The organism is Corynebacterium sp. ES2730-CONJ (genome assembly GCF_024834055.1).
GTDB lineage: Bacteria > Actinomycetota > Actinomycetes > Mycobacteriales > Mycobacteriaceae > Corynebacterium.
Genome location: NZ_JANUXZ010000001.1, coordinates 466,101 through 486,420, shown reverse-complemented (window position 1 = coordinate 486,420; position 20,320 = coordinate 466,101). Strand labels below are relative to the sequence as shown.

Annotated in this window: 17 protein-coding genes; 15 read left to right on the top strand and 2 right to left on the bottom strand. The window is 53.6% G+C overall.

What is annotated here, in order from left to right; translation table 11 throughout:
- Positions 1 to 56: 56 nt before the first annotated feature.
- Complete coding sequence (asnB, locus tag NXS13_RS02215) at positions 57 to 1,979, bottom strand: asparagine synthase (glutamine-hydrolyzing) (protein ID WP_259289276.1); 1,923 nt, start codon at positions 1,977 to 1,979, stop codon at positions 57 to 59.
- A gap of 425 nt (positions 1,980 to 2,404) precedes the next feature.
- Between asnB and NXS13_RS02210 the strand changes: the two genes are divergently transcribed.
- From NXS13_RS02210 to NXS13_RS02140, 15 genes are all read left to right on the top strand, one after another.
- A complete protein-coding gene (locus NXS13_RS02210; protein WP_259157618.1) occupies positions 2,405 to 3,490 on the top strand; it encodes a cytochrome c oxidase subunit II in 1,086 nt (361 codons plus the stop codon).
- Between the two features lie 19 nt (positions 3,491 to 3,509).
- Positions 3,510 to 3,962, top strand: coding sequence for a cytochrome c oxidase subunit 4 (locus NXS13_RS02205; protein WP_259076034.1), 453 nt, complete (start codon positions 3,510 to 3,512; stop codon positions 3,960 to 3,962).
- A gap of 451 nt (positions 3,963 to 4,413) precedes the next feature.
- Positions 4,414 to 5,031 carry a heme-copper oxidase subunit III gene (locus NXS13_RS02200; RefSeq protein WP_259076036.1) on the top strand — a complete coding sequence of 206 codons (618 nt, stop codon included), beginning with the start codon at positions 4,414 to 4,416 and terminating at the stop codon, positions 5,029 to 5,031.
- 84 nt (positions 5,032 to 5,115) lie between these two features.
- Positions 5,116 to 6,012, top strand: coding sequence for a c-type cytochrome (locus tag NXS13_RS02195; protein ID WP_396124677.1), 897 nt, complete (start codon positions 5,116 to 5,118; stop codon positions 6,010 to 6,012).
- A complete protein-coding gene (locus tag NXS13_RS02190) occupies positions 6,009 to 7,229 on the top strand; it encodes a ubiquinol-cytochrome c reductase iron-sulfur subunit (RefSeq protein ID WP_259076041.1) in 1,221 nt (406 codons plus the stop codon). Before NXS13_RS02195 ends, NXS13_RS02190 begins: the two co-directional genes overlap by 4 nt.
- On the top strand, positions 7,229 to 8,854 hold the full coding sequence (locus NXS13_RS02185; RefSeq protein ID WP_259289275.1) for a cytochrome bc complex cytochrome b subunit: 1,626 nt from the start codon (positions 7,229 to 7,231) through the stop codon (positions 8,852 to 8,854). Before NXS13_RS02190 ends, NXS13_RS02185 begins: the two co-directional genes overlap by 1 nt.
- 1,306 nt (positions 8,855 to 10,160) lie before the next feature.
- Positions 10,161 to 10,787, top strand: coding sequence for a C40 family peptidase (locus NXS13_RS02180; RefSeq protein WP_259157621.1), 627 nt, complete (start codon positions 10,161 to 10,163; stop codon positions 10,785 to 10,787).
- 141 nt (positions 10,788 to 10,928) lie between these two features.
- On the top strand, positions 10,929 to 11,951 hold the full coding sequence (locus NXS13_RS02175) for a C40 family peptidase (RefSeq protein ID WP_259157622.1): 1,023 nt from the start codon (positions 10,929 to 10,931) through the stop codon (positions 11,949 to 11,951).
- Positions 11,948 to 13,045, top strand: coding sequence for a glycosyltransferase family 4 protein (locus NXS13_RS02170; RefSeq protein WP_259077079.1), 1,098 nt, complete (start codon positions 11,948 to 11,950; stop codon positions 13,043 to 13,045). The genes NXS13_RS02175 and NXS13_RS02170 overlap by 4 nt, the downstream gene beginning before the upstream one ends.
- Before the next feature lie 80 nt (positions 13,046 to 13,125).
- A complete protein-coding gene (locus tag NXS13_RS02165) occupies positions 13,126 to 14,076 on the top strand; it encodes an ROK family protein (RefSeq protein WP_259289274.1) in 951 nt (316 codons plus the stop codon).
- A gap of 26 nt (positions 14,077 to 14,102) precedes the next feature.
- Positions 14,103 to 14,843, top strand: a complete 741-nt coding sequence (locus tag NXS13_RS02160; RefSeq protein WP_259157623.1) for a 1-acyl-sn-glycerol-3-phosphate acyltransferase — start codon at positions 14,103 to 14,105, stop codon at positions 14,841 to 14,843.
- Between the two features lie 96 nt (positions 14,844 to 14,939).
- The gene (locus tag NXS13_RS02155) at positions 14,940 to 15,974 is read left to right on the top strand and encodes an acyltransferase family protein (RefSeq protein ID WP_259076055.1); all 1,035 of its coding nucleotides are present in this window, start codon (positions 14,940 to 14,942) and stop codon (positions 15,972 to 15,974) included.
- Entirely contained in the window at positions 15,971 to 16,117 is a 147-nt protein-coding gene (locus NXS13_RS02150; RefSeq protein ID WP_259076057.1) for a hypothetical protein, read from the top strand. Before NXS13_RS02155 ends, NXS13_RS02150 begins: the two co-directional genes overlap by 4 nt.
- 1 nt (position 16,118) lies before the next feature.
- Entirely contained in the window at positions 16,119 to 16,643 is a 525-nt protein-coding gene (locus tag NXS13_RS02145) for a polyadenylate-specific 3'-exoribonuclease AS (RefSeq protein ID WP_259157625.1), read from the top strand.
- Between the two features lie 34 nt (positions 16,644 to 16,677).
- On the top strand, positions 16,678 to 18,066 hold the full coding sequence (locus tag NXS13_RS02140; RefSeq protein WP_259289273.1) for a class II 3-deoxy-7-phosphoheptulonate synthase: 1,389 nt from the start codon (positions 16,678 to 16,680) through the stop codon (positions 18,064 to 18,066).
- Between the two features lie 34 nt (positions 18,067 to 18,100).
- On the opposite strand, the gene pknB is transcribed toward NXS13_RS02140, so the two are convergent.
- Positions 18,101 to 20,308 carry a Stk1 family PASTA domain-containing Ser/Thr kinase gene (gene pknB, locus NXS13_RS02135; RefSeq protein WP_259289272.1) on the bottom strand — a complete coding sequence of 736 codons (2,208 nt, stop codon included), beginning with the start codon at positions 20,306 to 20,308 and terminating at the stop codon, positions 18,101 to 18,103.
- Positions 20,309 to 20,320 lie beyond the last annotated feature (12 nt).

Here is a 20,320-nt window from a genome sequence, read left to right as displayed (position 1 = left end):
TAAAAACCCTGACAGGCGCCCTTTTTGTCGCTCGAATGCCTATAGCTCGAGAATGCCTATAGCTCGACTGGGTATTCGCGCTGCTCGATACCAGGATCGATGCGCTTTTCCACGAAGATTCCATGCCAGACCATAAAGGCGAGGACCGTCCACAGGCGCCTAGAGTGATCGCTGTGACCGTTGCGGTGCTCTGTGAGCATGGCTAGAACCTCATTTTTATCAAATATCTCCGCCGTGCCGGATTCGCGGATGGTGTCCTGAGCCCAGCCAAAGAGCTCATCGCCAGCTAACCAGTGCCTCATAGGGACGGGGAAGCCTAACTTCTTACGGTGCAACACATGCGCTGGGACGATGGATTCCATCGCTTTACGGAGGGCGTATTTAGTGGTCCCATGGCTGATCTTGAGATCGTAGGGGATTGTTTCTGCCACGTGGAAAACTTCCTTATCGAGGAAAGGAACACGCAACTCGAGCGAGTGGGCCATATTGATTTTATCGGCTTTGACCAGAATATCGCCTCGCATCCACGTAAAGAGGTCAAGGTGTTGCATCCTGGCGACGGGGTCCATCTCCTGGGATTGAGCATAAATTCCAGCGGTGACCTCTCGGTGATCCCAGTCTTTGCGGGCCCACGGAATGATACGCTGCATCTGCTCAAAGTTAAAGGAGCGGGCATTACCGTAGTAGCGCTCCTCCATAGTTTGGGAGCCGCGCTCGAGTAGGGATTTACCCTTCATTCCCTCCGGAAGAATGCGCGAGAGCTGCCCCAGACCACGGCGCAGGGGACCCGGAATTTTCTCGAATGGTGCCAGCGAGAGCGGCTCTTTATAGATGGTGTAGCCGCCGAAAAGCTCGTCGGCGCCTTCCCCTGAGAGCACGACCTTGACGTGCTTGCGAGCTTCTTGGGCTACGAAGTAGAGCGGGACGAGGGAGGGGTCCGCCACGGGGTCGTCGAGGTACCACATGATCTTAGGAATGGCGTCGGCGTATTCCTCGGGTGAGACAATTTTGACGATATGCTCAACTCCAATAGCCTCTGCGGACTCTCTGGCCACATCGACTTCGGAATAACCCTCGCGCTCAAATCCAGTGGTAAAAGTGAGTAGATTAGGGTTGTGACGCTTGGCTAGAGCGGCGATAGCAGTGGAATCGATACCACCCGAGAGGAAGGATCCAACGGTGACGTCGGCACGCATATGCTTCTCTACGCTATCTTCCAGGGCGTGGGTGATGCGATCGAAGAGCTCCTGCTCACCAGCGGGACCTACTTTTCGGGCTGGGAATTGGGGACGGAAATAACGTGAGTGCACCAGCTTCTCCCCAGGGCGGACAGTAGCAGTACAACCCGATTCAAGTCGCCTTATCTCCTGATGCAGGCTCTCGGGTTCGGGGACGTATTGCAGGTCCACGTAGTGCTCGATGGCTCTGCGATCAAGGTCGAGACCTAGACCAAGTGCATCGGCCATATCAAGGATGCACTTCTTCTCGGATGCGAAGACGGTACCCTTCTCGGTTGTGGCATAGTAGAGCGGCTTGATTCCAAATTGATCGCGGGCGAGGAAGAGCTGATGGTCCACGCTGTCCCAGATTGCGATGCCAAACATGCCGCGGAGATGCTCAACCACCTTCGCTCCCCAGTGGTGGTAGCCCACTACGATTGGCTCCCCGTCACCAGAAGTATTGAAATGGTAACCGAGAGCTTGTAATTCCTCGCGTAATTCGAGGTAGTTATAGATCTCACCGTTGAAGGTCATGGCATAGCGATTTTCCTGACCTTCGGGCCCCCACTGCAGAGGCTGGTGGGAGTGCGCTAGATCAATAATAGAGAGTCTGTTGAAACCGAAGACGGCGTCATTATCGTGCCACGTACCAGCCTCGTCGGGCCCGCGGTGGTGCATGCACGGGAGCGCACTCTCGATCGCGGAGACAAAGGTCTGCGCTTGGCCGTGGGCGGAGAGGATTCCGAGTAAGCCGCACATAGAAAGTTAAGGACTCCTTCACTCTAAGTATCAGGGTTAGAAAATCTGGTCTCTAAGGTTACTCCATATATCCGGGCTTAGCTCGGTGCGCGTGGTGGGGCGGGCGCTGGCTAAAATGCGGGGGAGAGGTGTGGGGGTAGAGAGCTATCGGTTTAGTGGGCATTCAAAAGGTTGAGTGCGTCAACTGCAGAGTGTGATTCGAGTCACGTGTTTATCGAGGTTAACTAGCTAATTATCCACGTCAATGGGGTAATGAAAATGCCGCTCTCGGCCAAATAAGCAGCACAAATGGACTATGGGGTTCCTAACGGGCGCGCTGGATACGATATTCTGTCAAGATAGGCATAGGAATACTCTCGGCCGCTCGTGGGCGAATGGTACTCCTGCGATGAACTGAACGAATGTGAAAAGGAAGGCAGACACGCGTGGCTAATCAACACAAGCGTGGCTTTGGGCGGGTAGCACTTCTAGCAAGTGTACTGACCTTAGGTGCTGGAACCCTTGCGGGGTGCAATGTCGATGCTCCAGGTGGAGCTCTCGGCTGGTTCCTCGCTATGGGCTGGCCTAAGGGTATTACACCCGAAGCAACCGCAATGTATAACTTCTGGGTATGGGTATGGGTAGCTGCCTGGACGATCGGCGTCATTATGTGGGGCCTGTTCATCTACGGCATGTTCGCCTGGTCGGCAAAGAAGGCCGAAAAAGACGGTAAAGACGAGTTCCCACGTCAGACCCAATATAATATTCCGGTCGAGCTCTTTTTAACCATCGTCCCGGTGGTTATTGTTATGACGCTCTTCTTCTTCACCGTGCAAACCCAAGACAAGGTTACTGCACTGGATAAAGATCCTCAGGTTGTTGTCGATGTCACCGGCTACCAGTGGAACTGGAAGTTCGGCTACCGCGAGGTTGCTGCTGAACTCACCACCGACGGAAAGACTTACGACGGAATCGACACTGAGCGCCAAGAACTAGCCGAGGCTTCTAAGATCGACCCGAGTGGTCATAACCCAATCAACGGGCGCTCGAAGAGCGATATGTCTTATTTGCACTTTGACGAGATAGAGACTTTGGGTACGACCGACGAGGTCCCCGTGTTGGTCCTTCCGAGCAATACACCCATCGAGTTCCAACTCGCTTCCTCGGATGTGAGCCACTCATTCTGGGTTCCAGAGTTCCTCTTCAAGCGCGACGTATACTCCCATCCCGAGGAGAATAAGCAGGAGCGTCGTTTCCAGATCGAGAAGATTGAGAAGGAAGGTGCCTTCGTTGGCCGCTGCGCCGAAATGTGCGGCACCTACCATGCCATGATGAACTTTGAGCTTCGAGTGGTCACGCCTGAAAAGTTCGTTGACTATCTCGACTTCCGCCGCAGCAACCCTGAAGCTCCAAATTCAGCTGCATTAGAGGCAATTGGCGAACCAGGTTATGCAATCACCACGAGCCCATTCAACTCAGGGCGCACTGCAACCCGTGATGGCAATAATGTACGTGAGCTTACGGGCGAATAAAGGACCGAGGTAAGAGAAAATGCGCGGATCATCACGAATCATGTACTCCATAACCGTCTTCTTGGCGATTATGTCCGTACTTTACTTCCTGGCCACCATGTATGTCGACGATACTGGCAACCGTTTCGTTGCTGATGGAGGCGGCTATAACTTCGAATGGGCGGGTGGTGTCTCCCTGATTTTGGCCACCCTGCTAGCTCTCATGCTGGGTGCCTATCTGCACTTCACCGAAGTGCGCATGGATGTTGTTCCTGAAGACTGGGAGGAAGCTGAGATCTCCGACGGAGCGGGAACACTAGGATTCTTCTCCCCGTCCTCCATTTGGCCGGCTGCTATGTCCGGGGCCATTGCGCTGCTGGGCTTTGGCATCGTCTTTATGCACTACTGGCTCATTGCTTTAGGTGCCGTCGCGTTGATTTATACAACCACGATGTTGAACCTGCAATACGGTTTACCAAAGGAAAAGCACTAAAGATCTGATTCCTCTCCGTTCGTTCTTCTCTCAGACCCCCACCCGAAATAGTCGGGTGGGGGTCTGAGTGTTAGTGGGGTAGTTGTGGTCGGATGAAACTGAAAAAAGTTCCCGGAGATTTTTCAGGGGCAATAAAGGGGGGTAGTCCTTCGATAAAAGTGCAGGTAGGCGTGGGGCATACTTAAGTATGAGTTTTAAGACCCGATCTGAATGAAACATGTGTTTTAGCTCACAATAGTAACTTAGTGGCTATAGACCAGTCGGACGCCGTTGAGTGTTCCCTTGCGGGGGGTAACTGTGGTGACCTGCGCTTATGGCTATTTTTACGCATAAGTGCATCGGCAAACACAGGGAAAATGCATGATGAGCTGTGTTGTAGAAGGCAATAGACGGAGAAACCGGTCATGCGCGCGAGGTGACGGGCTAACAGAAACAAGCCATACTTATAGATGTGACGAACGCAATTGGAAACCCAGACAAGGCAGCAACGCCGAGAGTAGCCGCACTGAATCGCCCTAATATGGTCAGTGTGGGAACGATCGTGTTCCTGTCTCAAGAGTTGATGTTCTTCGCCGGTTTGTTCGCGATGTATTTCACCTCGCGTGCGAACGGGATCGGTAACGGGTCCTGGCAAGAAGGTGCTGATCACCTTAATGTCCCCTATGCCCTAGCCATCTCGGCCATTCTGGTTTCGAGTTCGGTGACCGCCCAGTACGGCGTTTTTGCAGCAGAAAGGGGAGACGTCTTCAAGTTGCGTCGGTGGTATGCACTGACCATCCTTTTAGGTACGATCTTCCTTCTCGGCCAGGCTTATGAGTACTACCACCTGGTAGAGCACGGCCTGACCATCCCTAGCAGTGTCTACGGTTCCGTATTCTTTATTACGACTGGCTTCCACGCAGCCCACGTGCTCGCTGGTGTTCTAGGCTTCGTCGTTATTCTGCTGCGCATCAAGATGTCAAAGTTTACCCCAGCCCAGGCAACTGCAGCGATGGTGGTGTCCTATTATTGGCACTTCGTCGACGTGGTCTGGATTGGATTGTTCATTACTATTTACGTCATTCAGTAGGCCGTAGCGGCCATCTATGGATGATCTGATCATCCACCCCCTGGCCTACAGCCATTCACTTTCCATAATCGAGACATAAGGAAAATGATGGAGACCAACCATACAAACTCCGAGACGGTGAGCTCAACCGACTTGGCCGCCCACGCGAAGAAGGTGCGTGGCAAGCGGAAATTGCGGCGCACCCTCGCTGGTGCCCTTGCACTTGCCTTCGGCCTCACCGGCACCGGCCTATTAGTAAACGCTGCCACCCCAGATCCGCAAGTTGCCACTGCGCAAGCCGATGAGCAGGCTTTGATCCAAGAGGGTAAAGACCTCTACGAGCTAGCCTGTGTGACTTGCCATGGCACCAATTTGCAGGGTGTGGAAGATCGTGGACCATCACTGATCGGTGCTGGATCAGGTGCGGTCTATTTCCAAGTGCACTCCGGCCGTATGCCGATGCTGCGCAATGAAGCCCAAGCCGCTCGCAAGACCCCTCGCTATAATGAAGCGCAATCGCTAGCGATCGCCGCTTATGTAGCCGCCAACGGTGGCGGACCCGAAATCGTCTATAACGAAGACGGTTCGGTAGCCCAAGAATCTCTTCGCGGGCACCAGTTCGACGGCAAAATCAATCCCGCCGACGTAGCGCGCGGATCTGATCTCTTCCGTCTCAACTGTGCATCCTGCCATAACTTCACTGGGCGCGGCGGGGCATTGTCTTCGGGCAAGTACGCTCCGTACCTTGACCCAGCAAATGAGCAAGAGATTTACCAAGCTATGCTCACTGGTCCACAAAATATGCCTAAATTCTCCGATCGGCAGCTATCGGCGGACGAGAAAAAAGACATTATTGCTTTCATTAAGTCTGCGAAGGAAACCCCATCTCCTGGTGGCTGGAGCTTAGGTGGCATCGGCCCCGTTGCTGAAGGCATGTTGATGTGGCTTGTAGGAATCGTGGTCCTCGTGGCCGCCGCTATGTGGATTGGATCGCGCTCATGAGCGAAAATACTTCAAAGAACTTCAGCGACAAAGAGCTCAACGCAATGACCAACGAGGAACTTGCGCGCCTTGGCACGGAGCTCGATGACGTCACCGTTGCCTACCGCAAGGAACGGTTCCCTATTAAAAACGACCCCGCCGAGAAGCGTGCTGTTCGTATTGTGGGCATCTGGCTTGGTCTAGGTATAGTAGCTGCTTTGGCCTTCCTGGCCGTTTATATCGCTTGGCCGTGGCAGTATAAGGGTCATGGCGATGACGGGCTGTGGATGTATACCCTCTTCACCCCGCTTCTTGGCCTCACCGCTGGTCTGGCCATTTTGTCCCTCGGCATGGGCGTGGTCATTTACGTGAAGACCATCGTTCCAGACGAAATCGCGGTGCAGCGCCGCCATGATGGCCCCTCAGATGAAGTCGATCGCCGCACCATCGTAGCCCTACTGAATGACTCATGGCATACCTCGACTCTAGGGCGCCGTAAGGTTATCCAAGGTCTCCTCGGTCTCGGTGGCGTGCTAGCTGGCTTAGTGATCATCGCCCCACTAGGCGGCATGATCAAGAACCCGTGGAAAGCCGGCAAACTCGGCATTCAGGGTGACGGTACACTCTGGACCTCCGGCTGGACACTCTCCGAGCAGGGAGTGAAGCTCTATCTTGGACGTGACACTGGTGCCCTCGCCGAAAAGCATGAAAGCTCCTCCGGTGAGCACTATACGACCCATGGCGTGACCCGCTTGGTTCGCATGCGCCCTGAGGATCTAGTGGCAGCTGGAATGGAGACCGTTTTCCCACTTCCTGCTGACCTCGTCAACGATGGGGACTTGTACGACCCCCAGGCGGACGTCTATGAGAATCAGATGCACTCCATTCATGGCCCTCGCAACGCGGTCATGCTCATTCGCTTGCGCTCCTCGGACGCTGAAAAGGTCATCGAGCGCGCTGGCCAAGAAGATTTCCACTATGGCGATTACTACGCCTATTCCAAGATCTGCACGCACATCGGTTGCCCAACCTCCCTCTACGAAGCGCAAACGAACCGAATCCTGTGCCCGTGCCACCAATCGCAGTTTGATGCTCTGCATTACGGAAAGCCTATTTTCGGGCCAGCCGCACGTGCTCTGCCACAGCTGCCGATTACCGTAGACGAAGAGGGTTACCTCATCGCCGCAGGCGACTTCATTGAGTCTGTCGGCCCGGCATTCTGGGAGCGTAAGTCATAATGACAAACAAACTCGCTGAAATAGGCAATAATATCGATTCCCGCTACACCCTCGCTGGTGGTATGCGGACCCAAATAAATAAGGTCTTCCCGACCCACTGGTCATTTATGCTCGGTGAGATCGCTCTCTACAGCTTTCTCATCCTGCTCCTGACTGGTGTCTATCTGACCCTCTTCTTCGATCCATCGATTACGAAGGTCATCTATGACGGCGCTTATCTCCCACTCAATGGTGTGGAAATGTCGCGCGCCTACGCCACCGCATTAAATATCTCCTTCGAGGTTCGCGGAGGGCTGTTCATTCGACAAATGCACCACTGGGCTGCGCTGATGTTCATGGTCTCAATGACCGTGCACATGCTGCGCATCTTCTTTACTGGTGCTTTCCGACGTCCCCGCGAGGCCAACTGGATCATTGGTTGTGTACTCCTGCTTCTCGGAATGGCCGAAGGTTTCATGGGTTACTCGCTACCAGATGATCTCCTCTCCGGTGTTGGTCTGCGTATTATGTCGGCCATCATTGTGGGACTCCCAATTATTGGAACCTGGTTGCACTGGCTGATCTTCGGAGGAGACTTCCCCTCCGACCTCATGCTCGATCGCTTCTATATCGCCCACGTTCTCATTATCCCTGGCATCCTCCTCGGCCTGATCGCTGCACACTTAGCGCTCGTGTGGTACCAGAAGCACACCCAATTCCCCGGACCAGGTCGTGCTGAAAATAACGTCGTGGGAATTCGTATCCTCCCACTCTTCGGTATCAAGGCAGCCGCCTTCGGCCTTATCACCGCTGGTGTTCTCGCCTTGCTCGCTGGATTGACCACAATCAATGCCATTTGGATGCTGGGCCCATATAATCCATCGCAGGTATCTGCTGGCTCCCAGCCCGATATCTATATGCTGTGGACCGACGGCTTGGCTCGCGTTATGCCGGCTTGGGAGCTGTATATTGGCAACCACACCATACCGAATGCCGTCTGGGTCGGACTCGTCGCGGGTCTAATGGTTGTTTTGCTCATCACTTATCCATTCATCGAAGCAAAAGTGACAGGCGATAATGCCCATCACAACCTGCTGCAGCGTCCACGCGACGTCCCAGTGCGAACCTCCATCGGAGTTATGGGTATTACCTTCTTCGCGGTACTTACGCTCTCCGGCGGTAACGATCTCTTCGCCTTGCACTTCTATGTATCGCTGAATGCCATGACGTGGTTTGGTCGCATTGGACTTCTCGTATTGCCACCACTGGCCTACTTCATCACGTATCGTCTGTGTATAGCCCTGCAGCGCTCAGATCGTGAAGTTCTAGAGCATGGTATCGAGACCGGCGTTATCAAGCTCATGCCTAATGGCGCCTTTATCGAAGTTCACCAACCTCTAGGACCTGTGGACGAAAATGGACACCCCATCCCACTGCCTTATGCCGGTGCCGCTGTGCCGAAGCAGCTGAACCAGCTGGGATTCGCCGGCGAGCCCGGGCGTGGTAGCTTCTTTACTCCCGACGATGCAGAGATTGCTGCAAAGGCTCGAGAAATCGAAGAAGAAAACCACCACGAACAGGTCGAAATGCTGGAAAATCTCAATGAAGCAAATAGGGCAGAGGATATCGATAACAATCGAATCTAAATAGGCTCTATCAGGTGGTGTCTCCATATATATAAGGAGACACCACTTTTTTTGCTTGCTGTATCAACTTACCCGCAACTCACCAGCTGAGGTTGAATGGCTTTCAGTGGCCTCAATCAAGTGTTGCCGAACCGAAAGTTTGCTGCATCCAGGGGTAGTGGGGAATTGCCCGATGGAATATCCCTCGAAAGATTCGGCTAGCGCCCCGTTTAAGCCTAGTTACGGCGCAGTTGTGGCGCGGGTGAGCCAGATAGAAGGCGCGTTAATTATCTGCGTCAGTTTCTACTACACCCTTAGTAGATTTGGTCTAAAATTGAGTCCTGGTGAATACGATATAGATGCCCGCATGTGAACGAGCCGATCGTATGGGGAGTGCGAGCAGCAGCATGTCTAAAGAGTTGTGGTTGTGGGACCGTCACCACCACGCTATATCGAGGCCTAAGGACGAAGCTCAAGATGACCGTCCTACCTCCTGAGCTATTGGGAGGTAGTAATGGAGTTTGCGATCTAAACCAGCGCGATTTTCAAGTTGTGAATGCAACACGGCCCGGTGGGGATCGTTTAATTATCTCGTCATTTTTTTAACGCCCGAAGATCTCCTGGGAAGATACACCCCGCCCTGGGGCCGTGGAAACGATACGCGTGCTATCTGAGTAGGCCATTTGCGAGAGGTCTCTGGCAGTACCGTAGAGGGGATGTGTACAGCGCACAGTTTGGTGGCAGTGACATCTGTTTCCTGCCAACGATATGGAAGATAGTGATAGGTAGAGATCTGTGCCGCATTTTTGAGCAGAGCTGGGGGGATCTGAGGGGTTCTAAAGGGATATATGCTCGTGCGCCGTCTGTACATTTCTGTTACTCGAGTGAACTAGAGAAAAGGCGCGTCTAGCTGCCGTTTAGCGTGAGCATTTCGCACATTTTCGCCGATATACCCCTAATCTCCCGGAATGTGTTATAAATCACATTAACTTTTTACGTTGGTTTTATAACGGGATGACCTCAAAAGTGTAACGGTTTGATAACGCTCCTATGTGCAGGTAGACGGCCTTTCCGGAGAATATACCAACGTCTCATAAACACTCCCTTCATCCTTCTTTGTGCAGGGCACCCCTCCTGAATCCGCTGGTTTTTCACCTAAGGAGTAGACACGACTTGTAATCATTTCGTAACCTTATTGAGACAAATCAAAAAGCATGGGTTGAGAAATTCTTCCTACCTTTGGTCCCACTGAGATCTTCTCGAAGCGACCGCCAGTTTTTAAGGACACTCCTTGGCTGGTTGAGATTTAGTATTGGAGACTGAATTCGTGGCTAAGCACCGCCGTCAAACCAACTCGACTGCTCGCAACGCAGCGGCTGTAACCGCCGTCGCAGCGGCAGCAACCTTGGTTAACCCCGCCGCCCAGGCTGCGCAGGTCGTCGTCCCTGGAACTGATCTTGCAGTGGAAATTCCAGGCATCGAGAATATACCGGGAATCGCTAATATCCCCGGTGTTGAGCAGTGGATCCCATCGCTTGCCGGGCAAGCCTCTGTTCCTAACTACTCAGCCGTCGTCGGATTCCCTGGCGTCGAGCAGCTTCAAACCCAAACCCTCGGACAGGCAGTAGTCGATGCAGCTCGCTCTCGTATCGGCTCCCCATATGTATGGGGCGCAACCGGGCCACATGCCTTTGATTGCTCAGGACTAACCACATGGGCCTATTCGCAGGTAGGTAAGAGCATCCCCCGGACGTCATATGCCCAGGCGTCCTCGGGCCAGCCGGTGTCTTACCAGGATCTACAGCCTGGAGATATCGTTGTCTTCTACTCAGGTGCATCCCACGTCGGTATCTACTCCGGCAACGGCATGGTAATACACGCACTCACCGAAGGTGTCCCACTCTCCGAGACTGCAATTTCTACGATGCCCTTCCACTCGGCAGTGCGGTACTAGTCTGTATGCTCCCATTCTCTAAGCCCTGAGCCCTAATAATCATAGGGGCTCGGGGTTTTTCGCTTTGTCCCATCTGGATGAGGGATGGGATAAAATGGCGGTTTAACTTTCATCTGATATGCCTAAAAGGGGTGGAGTATCGTGCACATTCGTGCCGTCGGCATAGTGACCGTGCTTGCTAGCGTGAGTTTGGGGTTGCCAATACTTAATGCCCAAGAACTTCCAGACCGTGATGTGGACAACCTCATCGCGCGTATGGGCGAGATCTCCGCAGAGGCTAATATAAAAAACGAGGAGGTCAAGCAATTAGCTGAGGACCTAAAAGCCGCCGAAGCAGGATTACCTGATTTCGAGCACCGCGCTACAGAGGCCACGGCGCTCGCCGATGACGCTCTGAGAAAGCAACGCGATTACCAACGGAGTGTTAATTCGATTGCTCAGGCGAAATATCGGGGCGCAGTAAAAGATCGAGTCACCCAGGTTATCGGATCGAACAATCCCCAAAACGCCATCGACCGCTCAGCCTATTTTGCAACGTTGACCCATACCACCGAGAAGGTAGTAGAAAGCCTGCAGCAGGCTACACGCGAGGCTAACGAGGCGCGTAACGAAGCCCGTCAGGCCCTGGAGGAAGCAAAATTTAAGCGTAATAACATCATCGCTCGACAAAAAGATCTGGAGCGAGAAAAAGAAGAGCTCAAGACTAGGATCACCGAGGTGATTAACCAGGTTGATGCCCTCAGTCCTGCAGAACGGGCTCGCTGGGTGGAGAAGAATGGTCCGGTAGATTACACATTAGCGGGTATCGAGGGCGATAATCCCTCCGGTATGCAAGCCCTTGAAGTGGGTTTGACTAAGCTCGGCTCTCCCTACGGGTGGGGTTCCGCCGGCCCCGACGCTTTCGACTGCTCGGGACTAGTGGTCTGGTCTTATGCTCAGCAAGGAAAAGTACTTCCCAGAACCTCCCAAGCCCAGATGTCGGGTGGTAAGCCAATTAGCCGAGCAGAATTGCAGCCCGGTGACGTGGTGGGCTTCTACCCAGGGGCCACTCACGTCGGCATCTACGCTGGTAATAACAAAGTCCTCCACGCCAGCGACTATGGTATCCCCGTTCAGGTAGTGAGCATGGACTCCATGCCGTTTTATGGGGCGCGTAGATACTGATGCGGATCCTACTCGTTACTAACGATTTCCCCCCTACCACAGGCGGAATCCAATCATATGTGCGCGATTTTGTACATACCCTGCCTGCGGGCGATATCGTTGTCTACGCCTCTACCCAGGACCAACACGAAGCGGCACTCTATGATGCCACGGTTAGTTACCCGATCATAAGAGACTCCGCGCGAGTGCTGCTTCCCACTCCTCGGGTGCGCCGAAAGATGCAGCAAATAATTCGCACATATTCAGTCGATACCGTGTGGTTCGGGGCAGCAGCTCCCCTCGGACTCTTGGCGGCAGCAGCAAAAGAAGCCGGCGCGACTCGCGTAGTGGCTACCACTCACGGGCATGAAGTGGGCTGGTCCATGCTGCCTGTTGCCCGCTCCCTCCTTGGCACTATAGGAAAACACTCTGACTGCGTCACCTATATCTCTGATTACACCCTGGATCGCTTCGCGTCTGCCTTCGAGCAAAAAGGTTCGTGTCACTTTGCGCATCTGCCTTCAGGCGTGGACCACGACGTATTTAGACCTCGACCCACCCAGCACAGTGAATCTCTGACGGTTGTGTGCATCTCTCGTCTGGTTCCGCGTAAAGGTCAAGATCAACTCATTCAGGTGTGGCCGGAATTTCTCCGCGCATATCCTCATGCCCAACTTATTATTGCTGGTAGTGGGAGAGACGAGAAGAGGTTACGCCGGTTAGCAGGTGATGAACCAACTATTACCTTTTCAGGTCGGATCAGTGAAACCGAAAAGGTAGAGCTCATGCAGAGTGCGGATATTTTTGCCATGCCTTGCCGCACGAGGGGAGGCGGACTCGACATCGAGGGCCTAGGGATTGTCTATCTTGAAGCGCAAGCTTGCCAAGTGCCGGTTATCGCTGGGAACTCAGGGGGTGCCCCGGAAACCATGACCGCTGATAGCGGTCTTGTAGTCCACGATTCGAAGGAGCTCCTTCGAGCCTTGTGCTACCTTGCTGAAGATGCTGAAAGACGTCGTGCCATGGGGGAGGCAGGCCGGAGGAATATCGAGGAAAATTGGACCTGGGATACCATGGGTCGGCGGCTGCGCACAGTTTTGGGTTATGCCGAGTAATTTAGAGCCAAGCTTCAAGACGTTATATCCTTGAATAATTAATCTACGTCAAAGAGTGGGTACAAAGGTTGTCTAAGGTCATGCATGAAATTCTCACCGTCGGTTTCGATATCGGGGGAACCAATCTGCGTGCCGGCGTGGTTGACCACGAGGGACATATCATCGATGCAGTAGCTACTCCCGTCCCGCGCAGTCCTGAAACCCTTGTGCGAGGTATTATCCAGGCGGTAGAGCATCTAAAATCCTCCCATGATATTGCTGCGGTGGGACTTGCAGTTGCGGGGTTCTTAGATCCTGAATGCGAAATCGTGCGCTTTGCTCCGCACCTTTCCTGGCGCGACTATCCTGCCAAGAGAGAACTTGAAAAGGCTCTGAGGTTGCCGGTTCGACTTGAACACGATGCCAATTCGGCAGCGTGGGGCGAAAACCAATTCGGTGCAGCCCGTGGTGTGGACAATTGGGTATTATTCGCCCTCGGCACCGGCATTGGGGCAACTTTGATGGATCGAAACACTATCTATCGCGGGGCCTTCGGCACCGCTCCGGAATTTGGGCACCTTACCGTCGTTCCCGATGGACGTGCCTGCGCCTGCGGGAAAAAGGGCTGTTTGGAGCGCTACTGTTCGGGATCGGCTTTAGAAGAAACCGCGCGAGAATACCTCAATCACCCCCACCATCTCCCCACAGCTTTAACACATAAGACAATCAGCGGCCGCCACATTATGCATCTGGCCCGTGAAGGCGATCCGCTAGCAACCGAGGTGCTCAAGGATTTTACTATCTGGCTGGGCAAGGGTCTGTCCATCGTCGGCGATGTCCTTGACCCCGGTCTTATTCTGCTGGGTGGGGGAGTCTCCCAAGATGCGGACCTTTATCTGGCTACTGCGAAAACGATTATGGCTGAGAATCTGGTGGGCGCCGGCCACCGCCCCGTGGCCGAGGTGAAATGCGCTGAATTGGGCGCTGATGCGGGTATGATAGGCGTAGCTGACTTGGCTCGGCGCTACGTTAACCCATCCCTGACGGATTAAGACTATTCAGGAGCTTTCAAAGGATTATGACCAGCAAACAATGGTATTGGATATTCAAGTATATTGTGATGGGTCCTTTCCTGAAGCTTTATAACCGTCCCGAGATTACCGGCGCTGAAAATATTCCCCACACAGGTGGCGTCATACTAGCCTCCAATCACCAATCGGTGATGGATTCCTTCTACTTGCCACTGATGATTTCTCGCCATGTGACCTTCTTAGCCAAAAGTGAGTACTTCACCGGTACCGGCGTTATCGGGGCTATTCAGCGGTGGTTTTTTAATGCAGTAGGCCAGGTTCCACTTGATCGCACATCGTCAGACGCCAAGGCAGCTTTAGAGGAAGCCGCGGCGCGAATTCTCACCAATGGGGAAGTCCTGGGTATTTATCCAGAAGGCACTCGCTCTCCAGATGGCCGCATCTATCGCGGTAAGACAGGTATGGCACATATAGCTCTGAAGCTGGGAGTACCTGTGGTGCCGGTGGCTATGATCGGTGCTCGAAAGGCCAACCCCATTGGTTCCTGGATTCTTCGACCACATAAAGTAGGACTACGCATCGGCGAGCCTATTGACGCCCGCGCCTATATAACAGGTCTCGGCTTAGACCCCGAGACTCATGAAGCGAAGAGAGCCTTCACAGACTATTTTATGAAGACCCTGGTTGAGCTGGCACAGGCAGATTATGTCGATATATATGCCAGTACAGTCAAAGAATCCCTAGCCGCAGGAAAAGGTTATCCACGAGGGGCGGAACCGCAAGTTTAAATCCCGATTTTGGGGGCAGAACTACTACTTTGAGCCCGCCCCTTGTTATGCTTAGCCACTTGTAAAAACGATCCCCAGTGGCTGGAGAAAAAGACTGTGAGCACCCCATCGGATAAGGCCCGCCTACCGTGGCCTGATGTGGCGCGCGGCATCTCCATTATCGGCGTCGTAGCCCTCCACGCCACAATAGAGGTCCCCGGCGGGATAGATACCGGCTTAGCACGACTCAATGCCTTCATCGATCCCCTCAGAATGCCCCTTTTCTTCCTCGTTTCGGGCTTTTTTGCCCTGAAAGTCACTCGTTTTACAGCCAAAGAACTCTTCACCCACAGGCTGTGGTACCTATTTGTACCCTATATCCTCTGGACTCCCATATGGGTGCTGTTGACCGAGTACCTCCATCGCGGGCGGATAGTGGGGTTGCGAGAACTAACTGAGCTATTATTTGCTGCACATTCCATGTATTGGTTTTTGTATATGCTCATTCTCTTCACGTGTGTCTTGTGGCTGAGCCGCTCTTGGCGATTATCCCAACAGTTGCTCATCCCGAGTTTAATAATCGCTGTGACGCCACTACTGATCCAGCTCCCCATCCCAAATATTCACCGCTTTTTGTACTACCTACCCCCTTTTCTTCTAGGTGCCTACTTGCGCCCGTGGATAACGCACTTTGCCATGTCAGCTTTCAAGCCGGGCCATCTCCTTGGGGCTGGAGGTTTAGCGGTCGGAGCCTACCAGATTGAATTGATCGAGTTCTCTGCCTTCTGGGAGCCGCTACAGTTCGTGGGAATCCGCTTAGCCTACCTACCTCTAGCAGTTATAGCCGCCGTGGCACTGAGTAAAATCCCCCTGGTAGGTACTGTGCTCGCTAGTGTTGGGCAACATACTTTAGTGATCTATCTCGGTCACCCCATCGGGCTCAGTCTTGGTCTACTCATCCTGTTGCCATTCGAGCATTTCGGACATACTCACTTCATGGTGGGGGCAGCACTAGGGTGTTCCATTCTCGGGGCATGGGTGCTTCATAGAGTGCATCAACTCCCAGGCCTTAGATGGTTGGTCACTCCACCGCCTATTTCGCTACCACTTTGGGGCACCCGCACCCAATCAGTACACTTGGCTTCACGATGAAGATCAAGATTATCGCGACCCTCCTGCTGCTGATCGGCTATGTGATCGTGGGGGCCTTGGATTTCCATAATTCGGTTATCGCCCCTATGGTGTGCGTTGCTGTGGCATTGATCTTTTTCTGGCCCAGTCGAAAGGACAGCTGAGATGAGATTTTTCTATGATACCGAATTCATCGAGGACGGCACCTCAATTGATCTGGTCTCTATCGGCATTGTGGCGCAAACAGGAGAAGAATTCTATGCCGTATCCACTGATGCAGACCACCGCTTGGCCAATGCGTGGGTTAAAGAACATGTACTCAACCAGCTTCCCAACCCCGCTAGCTCGGTGTGGATGAATAATGAACGCATTGCTGCAGAAGCTTTGAAATTTATGAGCAGTTTCCCCGGATCAATCGAACTCTGGGCTTGGGTCGGGGCCTATGACCACGTGGTCTTTGCTCAATTATGGGGCGATATGCAGGGGATGCCGAAGAATCTGCCACGTTATACTCGAGAACTTAAGCAGTACTGGGAATTAGCTGGTAAACCACAACTTCCTCCTCTTCCAGCAGGAAACCACGATGCTTTAGTCGATGCCAGACATAATCTCGCCAAATTCCAGGTCTGCATGGCCGCTATGCCCCTCAATCAAAGGAATGCGGTCATGACATCGGGTGCTATGGATTAAGTCACTATGTGATTTTCGTGATAAACATAGAGGTGTGAGTTGGACAGTAGATATTCCTAAAGAAGCCCTCCCAGATTTACCGCCGCTACCTGATGGCATTCGCGAAATCTTCGACGACGTCATTGCGCGTCCCGCCCATCAGCAGCCAAACTGGGACCCGCACATCGCAGCGAATGTGCGCAAGATTCTGGAATCGGTGCCGCCGATCGTGGTTGCCCCCGAAATTAGAGAACTTGAAAGCAATCTCCGAGATGTGGCTTTAGGGCGAGCCTTCTTGCTTCAGGGTGGCGACTGCGCCGAAACCTTCGAGTCCAATACTGAACCCCATATTCGCGCCAATATCAAGACCTTGCTGCAAATGGCTGTCGTGCTCACCTACGGTGCGTCAACTCCAGTAGTGAAGGTTGCGCGCATTGCAGGCCAATATGCAAAGCCCCGTTCGAGCGATCTCGACGAAAATGGTCTACCCAACTACCGCGGCGATATTGTTAACGGCGTCGAAGCGCACGCCGAGTCACGCTATCATGATCCAGCTCGTATGATCCGTGCTTATGCAAACTCCTCGGCTGCCATGAATTTGGTTCGTGCCTTGACCGCCTCGGGTACCGCCGATCTCACCCGAGTGATGGAGTGGAATCGCGAATTCGTCTCCACATCTCGAGCCGGCGCCCGCTATGAGGCACTCGCTCAAGAAATCGAGCGCGGACTGGACTTTATGGGAGCGTGCGGAGTCAACGATGATTCACTCCGCCACGCTACGATCTTTGCTTCCCATGAGGCTCTCCTTGTCGATTATGAGCGCGCCCTCCTCCGCCTTGCAACCGATGAAGAGGGTCGTACCTCCTTATACGATCTGTCAGCGCACCAGCTGTGGATAGGCGAGCGTACCCGAGGTATCGATGATTTCCATGTGAACTTCGCCGCCATGATCTCTAATCCCATTGGTTTAAAAATCGGTCCGAGTGTTTCCCCGGCTGAAGCTGTAGCCTATGCAGACAAGCTTGACCCGAACTTTAAGCCGGGTCGACTGACTCTGGTGGCGCGAATGGGACACGACAAAGTGCGCTCAGTTCTGCCAGGAATCGTCGAGGCTGTGGAGGAGTCAGGGCACAAGGTCATTTGGCAGTCTGACCCTATGCACGGCAATACCATTACATCGTCGAATGGCTATAAGACGCGTCACTTTGACAAGGTTATCGACGAGGTTCAGGGCTTCTTTGAAGTCCACCGCGAACTAGGCTCGCACCCCGGCGGAATTCATATTGAATTTACCGGAGAGAATGTCACTGAATGCCTAGGAGGTGCTGAGGATATCCAAGACTTGGATCTGCCCGGTCGCTATGAGTCAGCGTGTGATCCCCGTCTGAATACTCAACAGTCTCTTGAACTGGCATTCCTAGTCGCTGAGATGCTAAGAAATTAAAAAAAGAACCCGCCAGATGGCGGGTTCTTTTTTCCTAGGACACGGTGGCAGTTATGCGCTGGCCCGGTTTAACGGATTTACCCGCTTTCGGTGATTGCTTAGTCACAATTGCTCCGTCGTCCGCACTCGACGCTACAACTAAACTGAGTCCAGCGTCTCGAGCGGCGCGCGCGGCATCGGCAACGCTCAAGCCAACAAAATCGGGAACCGATATCCTCGACACTACAATGATGGTGACCTCCGCTGCGTCGGCGTCGATGAGTGTTCCAGGTGGCGGATCGAGCGTGGCTACCGCCTGATCAGAAAAGCCCGCAGCGGTGGCTGAAGATGCTCGTTTAGTGGCTTTAACCTTAACGCCTAGGTCCTCTAATTGGCTGCGAACCTCGGCAGCGTCAAGCCCGACAACCTCGGGCAGAACTACCGCCGTGGACACTGAGATTGTAATATCCTGACCTTTCGCCGCTTGTTCGCCAGCAGGCGGATCACTCTTGATCACTTTGCCATCTGTCATCGTCTCATCGTAGATTTTTTCAATAATGACATTGAAGCCAGCCTCTTCGAGGATGGTGCGCGCCTGTGGGCCTGTCTGGCCCTTAACCTCAGGTACTGTCACCGGCTCGGGCCCCTTGGAGCGATGCACTGTGACTACCGATTGGGTAAGCACCTCCGTGCCGGGTTCCGGTTCCACGCGGCTGATCTCACCCGCTGGGATATCGGAGGAGAATTCTGGTTCTCCCTCCTGAGCCGCCAATGTGTAATTGGCCAGAATCTGAGGGTAGTTAGCGATTCCCCGAAAATCAGGCACCCGTGGACGCCCCTTGGACACCAAAAGGGTGACAACGTCACCCTTAACCTGTCGTCCACCTGCTTGAGGATCGGTGCCAGCAGCAAAACCTACCGGAATATCGTTGGCATAGGCCTCCTGGCTGGTGGTTGAGAAACCGGCTTCACTCAGTACTCGTTCAGCAGCTACTCGCTCCATACCAATGACCTGTGGGATCTCCCCGTAGCGGCCGGAACCAAACCACCACCCACCGATCGCTACCGCAATGGTGAGAATGAGGGCCAAAATTGTCCACGCAATCAGTCGCCCTTTGCCGCGGTTGTGAGCGGTCACTGGTGGGGTATATGGGATGGTTACTGGCTCCGGAATATAGCGTGGCGCGCTATTTACGGGAGCAAAGGTAGTGGTCTCGTTGAGAGCGTCAAAATCGGGGGCTGATTCTGTGGCAAGAATGGAAGTCTCTTCATTGCTGCCGATTACTGGCAGTACGGTGGTGCTATCCACCGGATTCTCGCTCATCTCTCCAGCAGTTAGCGCCGTTGTGAACATGGCAGAATTGTCGTCTTCGATTATGCCTTCAGCGGCACGCGAGGCCGCACCGTCGCGAGGCACGGGCACCGTGAAATCAGGAAGCTGCAATTCCTCAGCGACGTCTTCGAGTGCGAGTAGAAATTCCGATGCATTATTAAAGCGCTCGCTGGGACTAAAAGAGCACGACGACACTACCAATTCATCGATGAGCTTCGGAACCCCGCTGATTTGAGAGCTGGGAACAGGCACGTCGATATCGAGCCGCGCAAACGCTTTTTCCATATCGGATTCACCCGTAAAGGGTGTTTCTCCGGTGAGCAGTTCGAAGAGCACCAGACCTGCGGAGTACACATCAGACGCTGGGGTGATGGAGGCACCGGAAACCTGTTCTGGTGACAGATAGCTAACCGTACCGACAATTGAGTTCTGATCGCCGTCGTGGGCGGCGGCGCGCACGAGACCAAAGTCGGAGAGCTTAACCTGGTGATGGGACGAGATGAGAATATTATCTGGCTTCAGATCACGGTGGACGAGTCCGGTTTGATGGACGGCATCAAGACCCTTAAGGACCTCGCGCATCACCGCGACGGCGGCATGCGGTGGCATAGGACCGCGCTCAGCGAGTAATTCCCGCAACGTGCCGCCGGTGATCAACTCCATGATGAGGTAGAGGTGTTGCCCCTGCGAGGAGAAATCATAGACGCCGACAAGGTTAGGGTGGTTGATGCGCGCCATCGCCTGGGCTTCGCGGTGGAACCGCTGTCTAAAGACAGGGTCGTTAACGTAGCGTTCGTTCATGACCTTGGCGGCCACGCGCCGACCCAGGCGGGTATCGAGGCAGCGGTAAACCGTGGACATTCCACCTTTCGCAATCGGTGCTTCGATTTTGTACCGGTCTTCGAGGATATCGCCAACGTTTAACTGCATGCTTTCGATTAT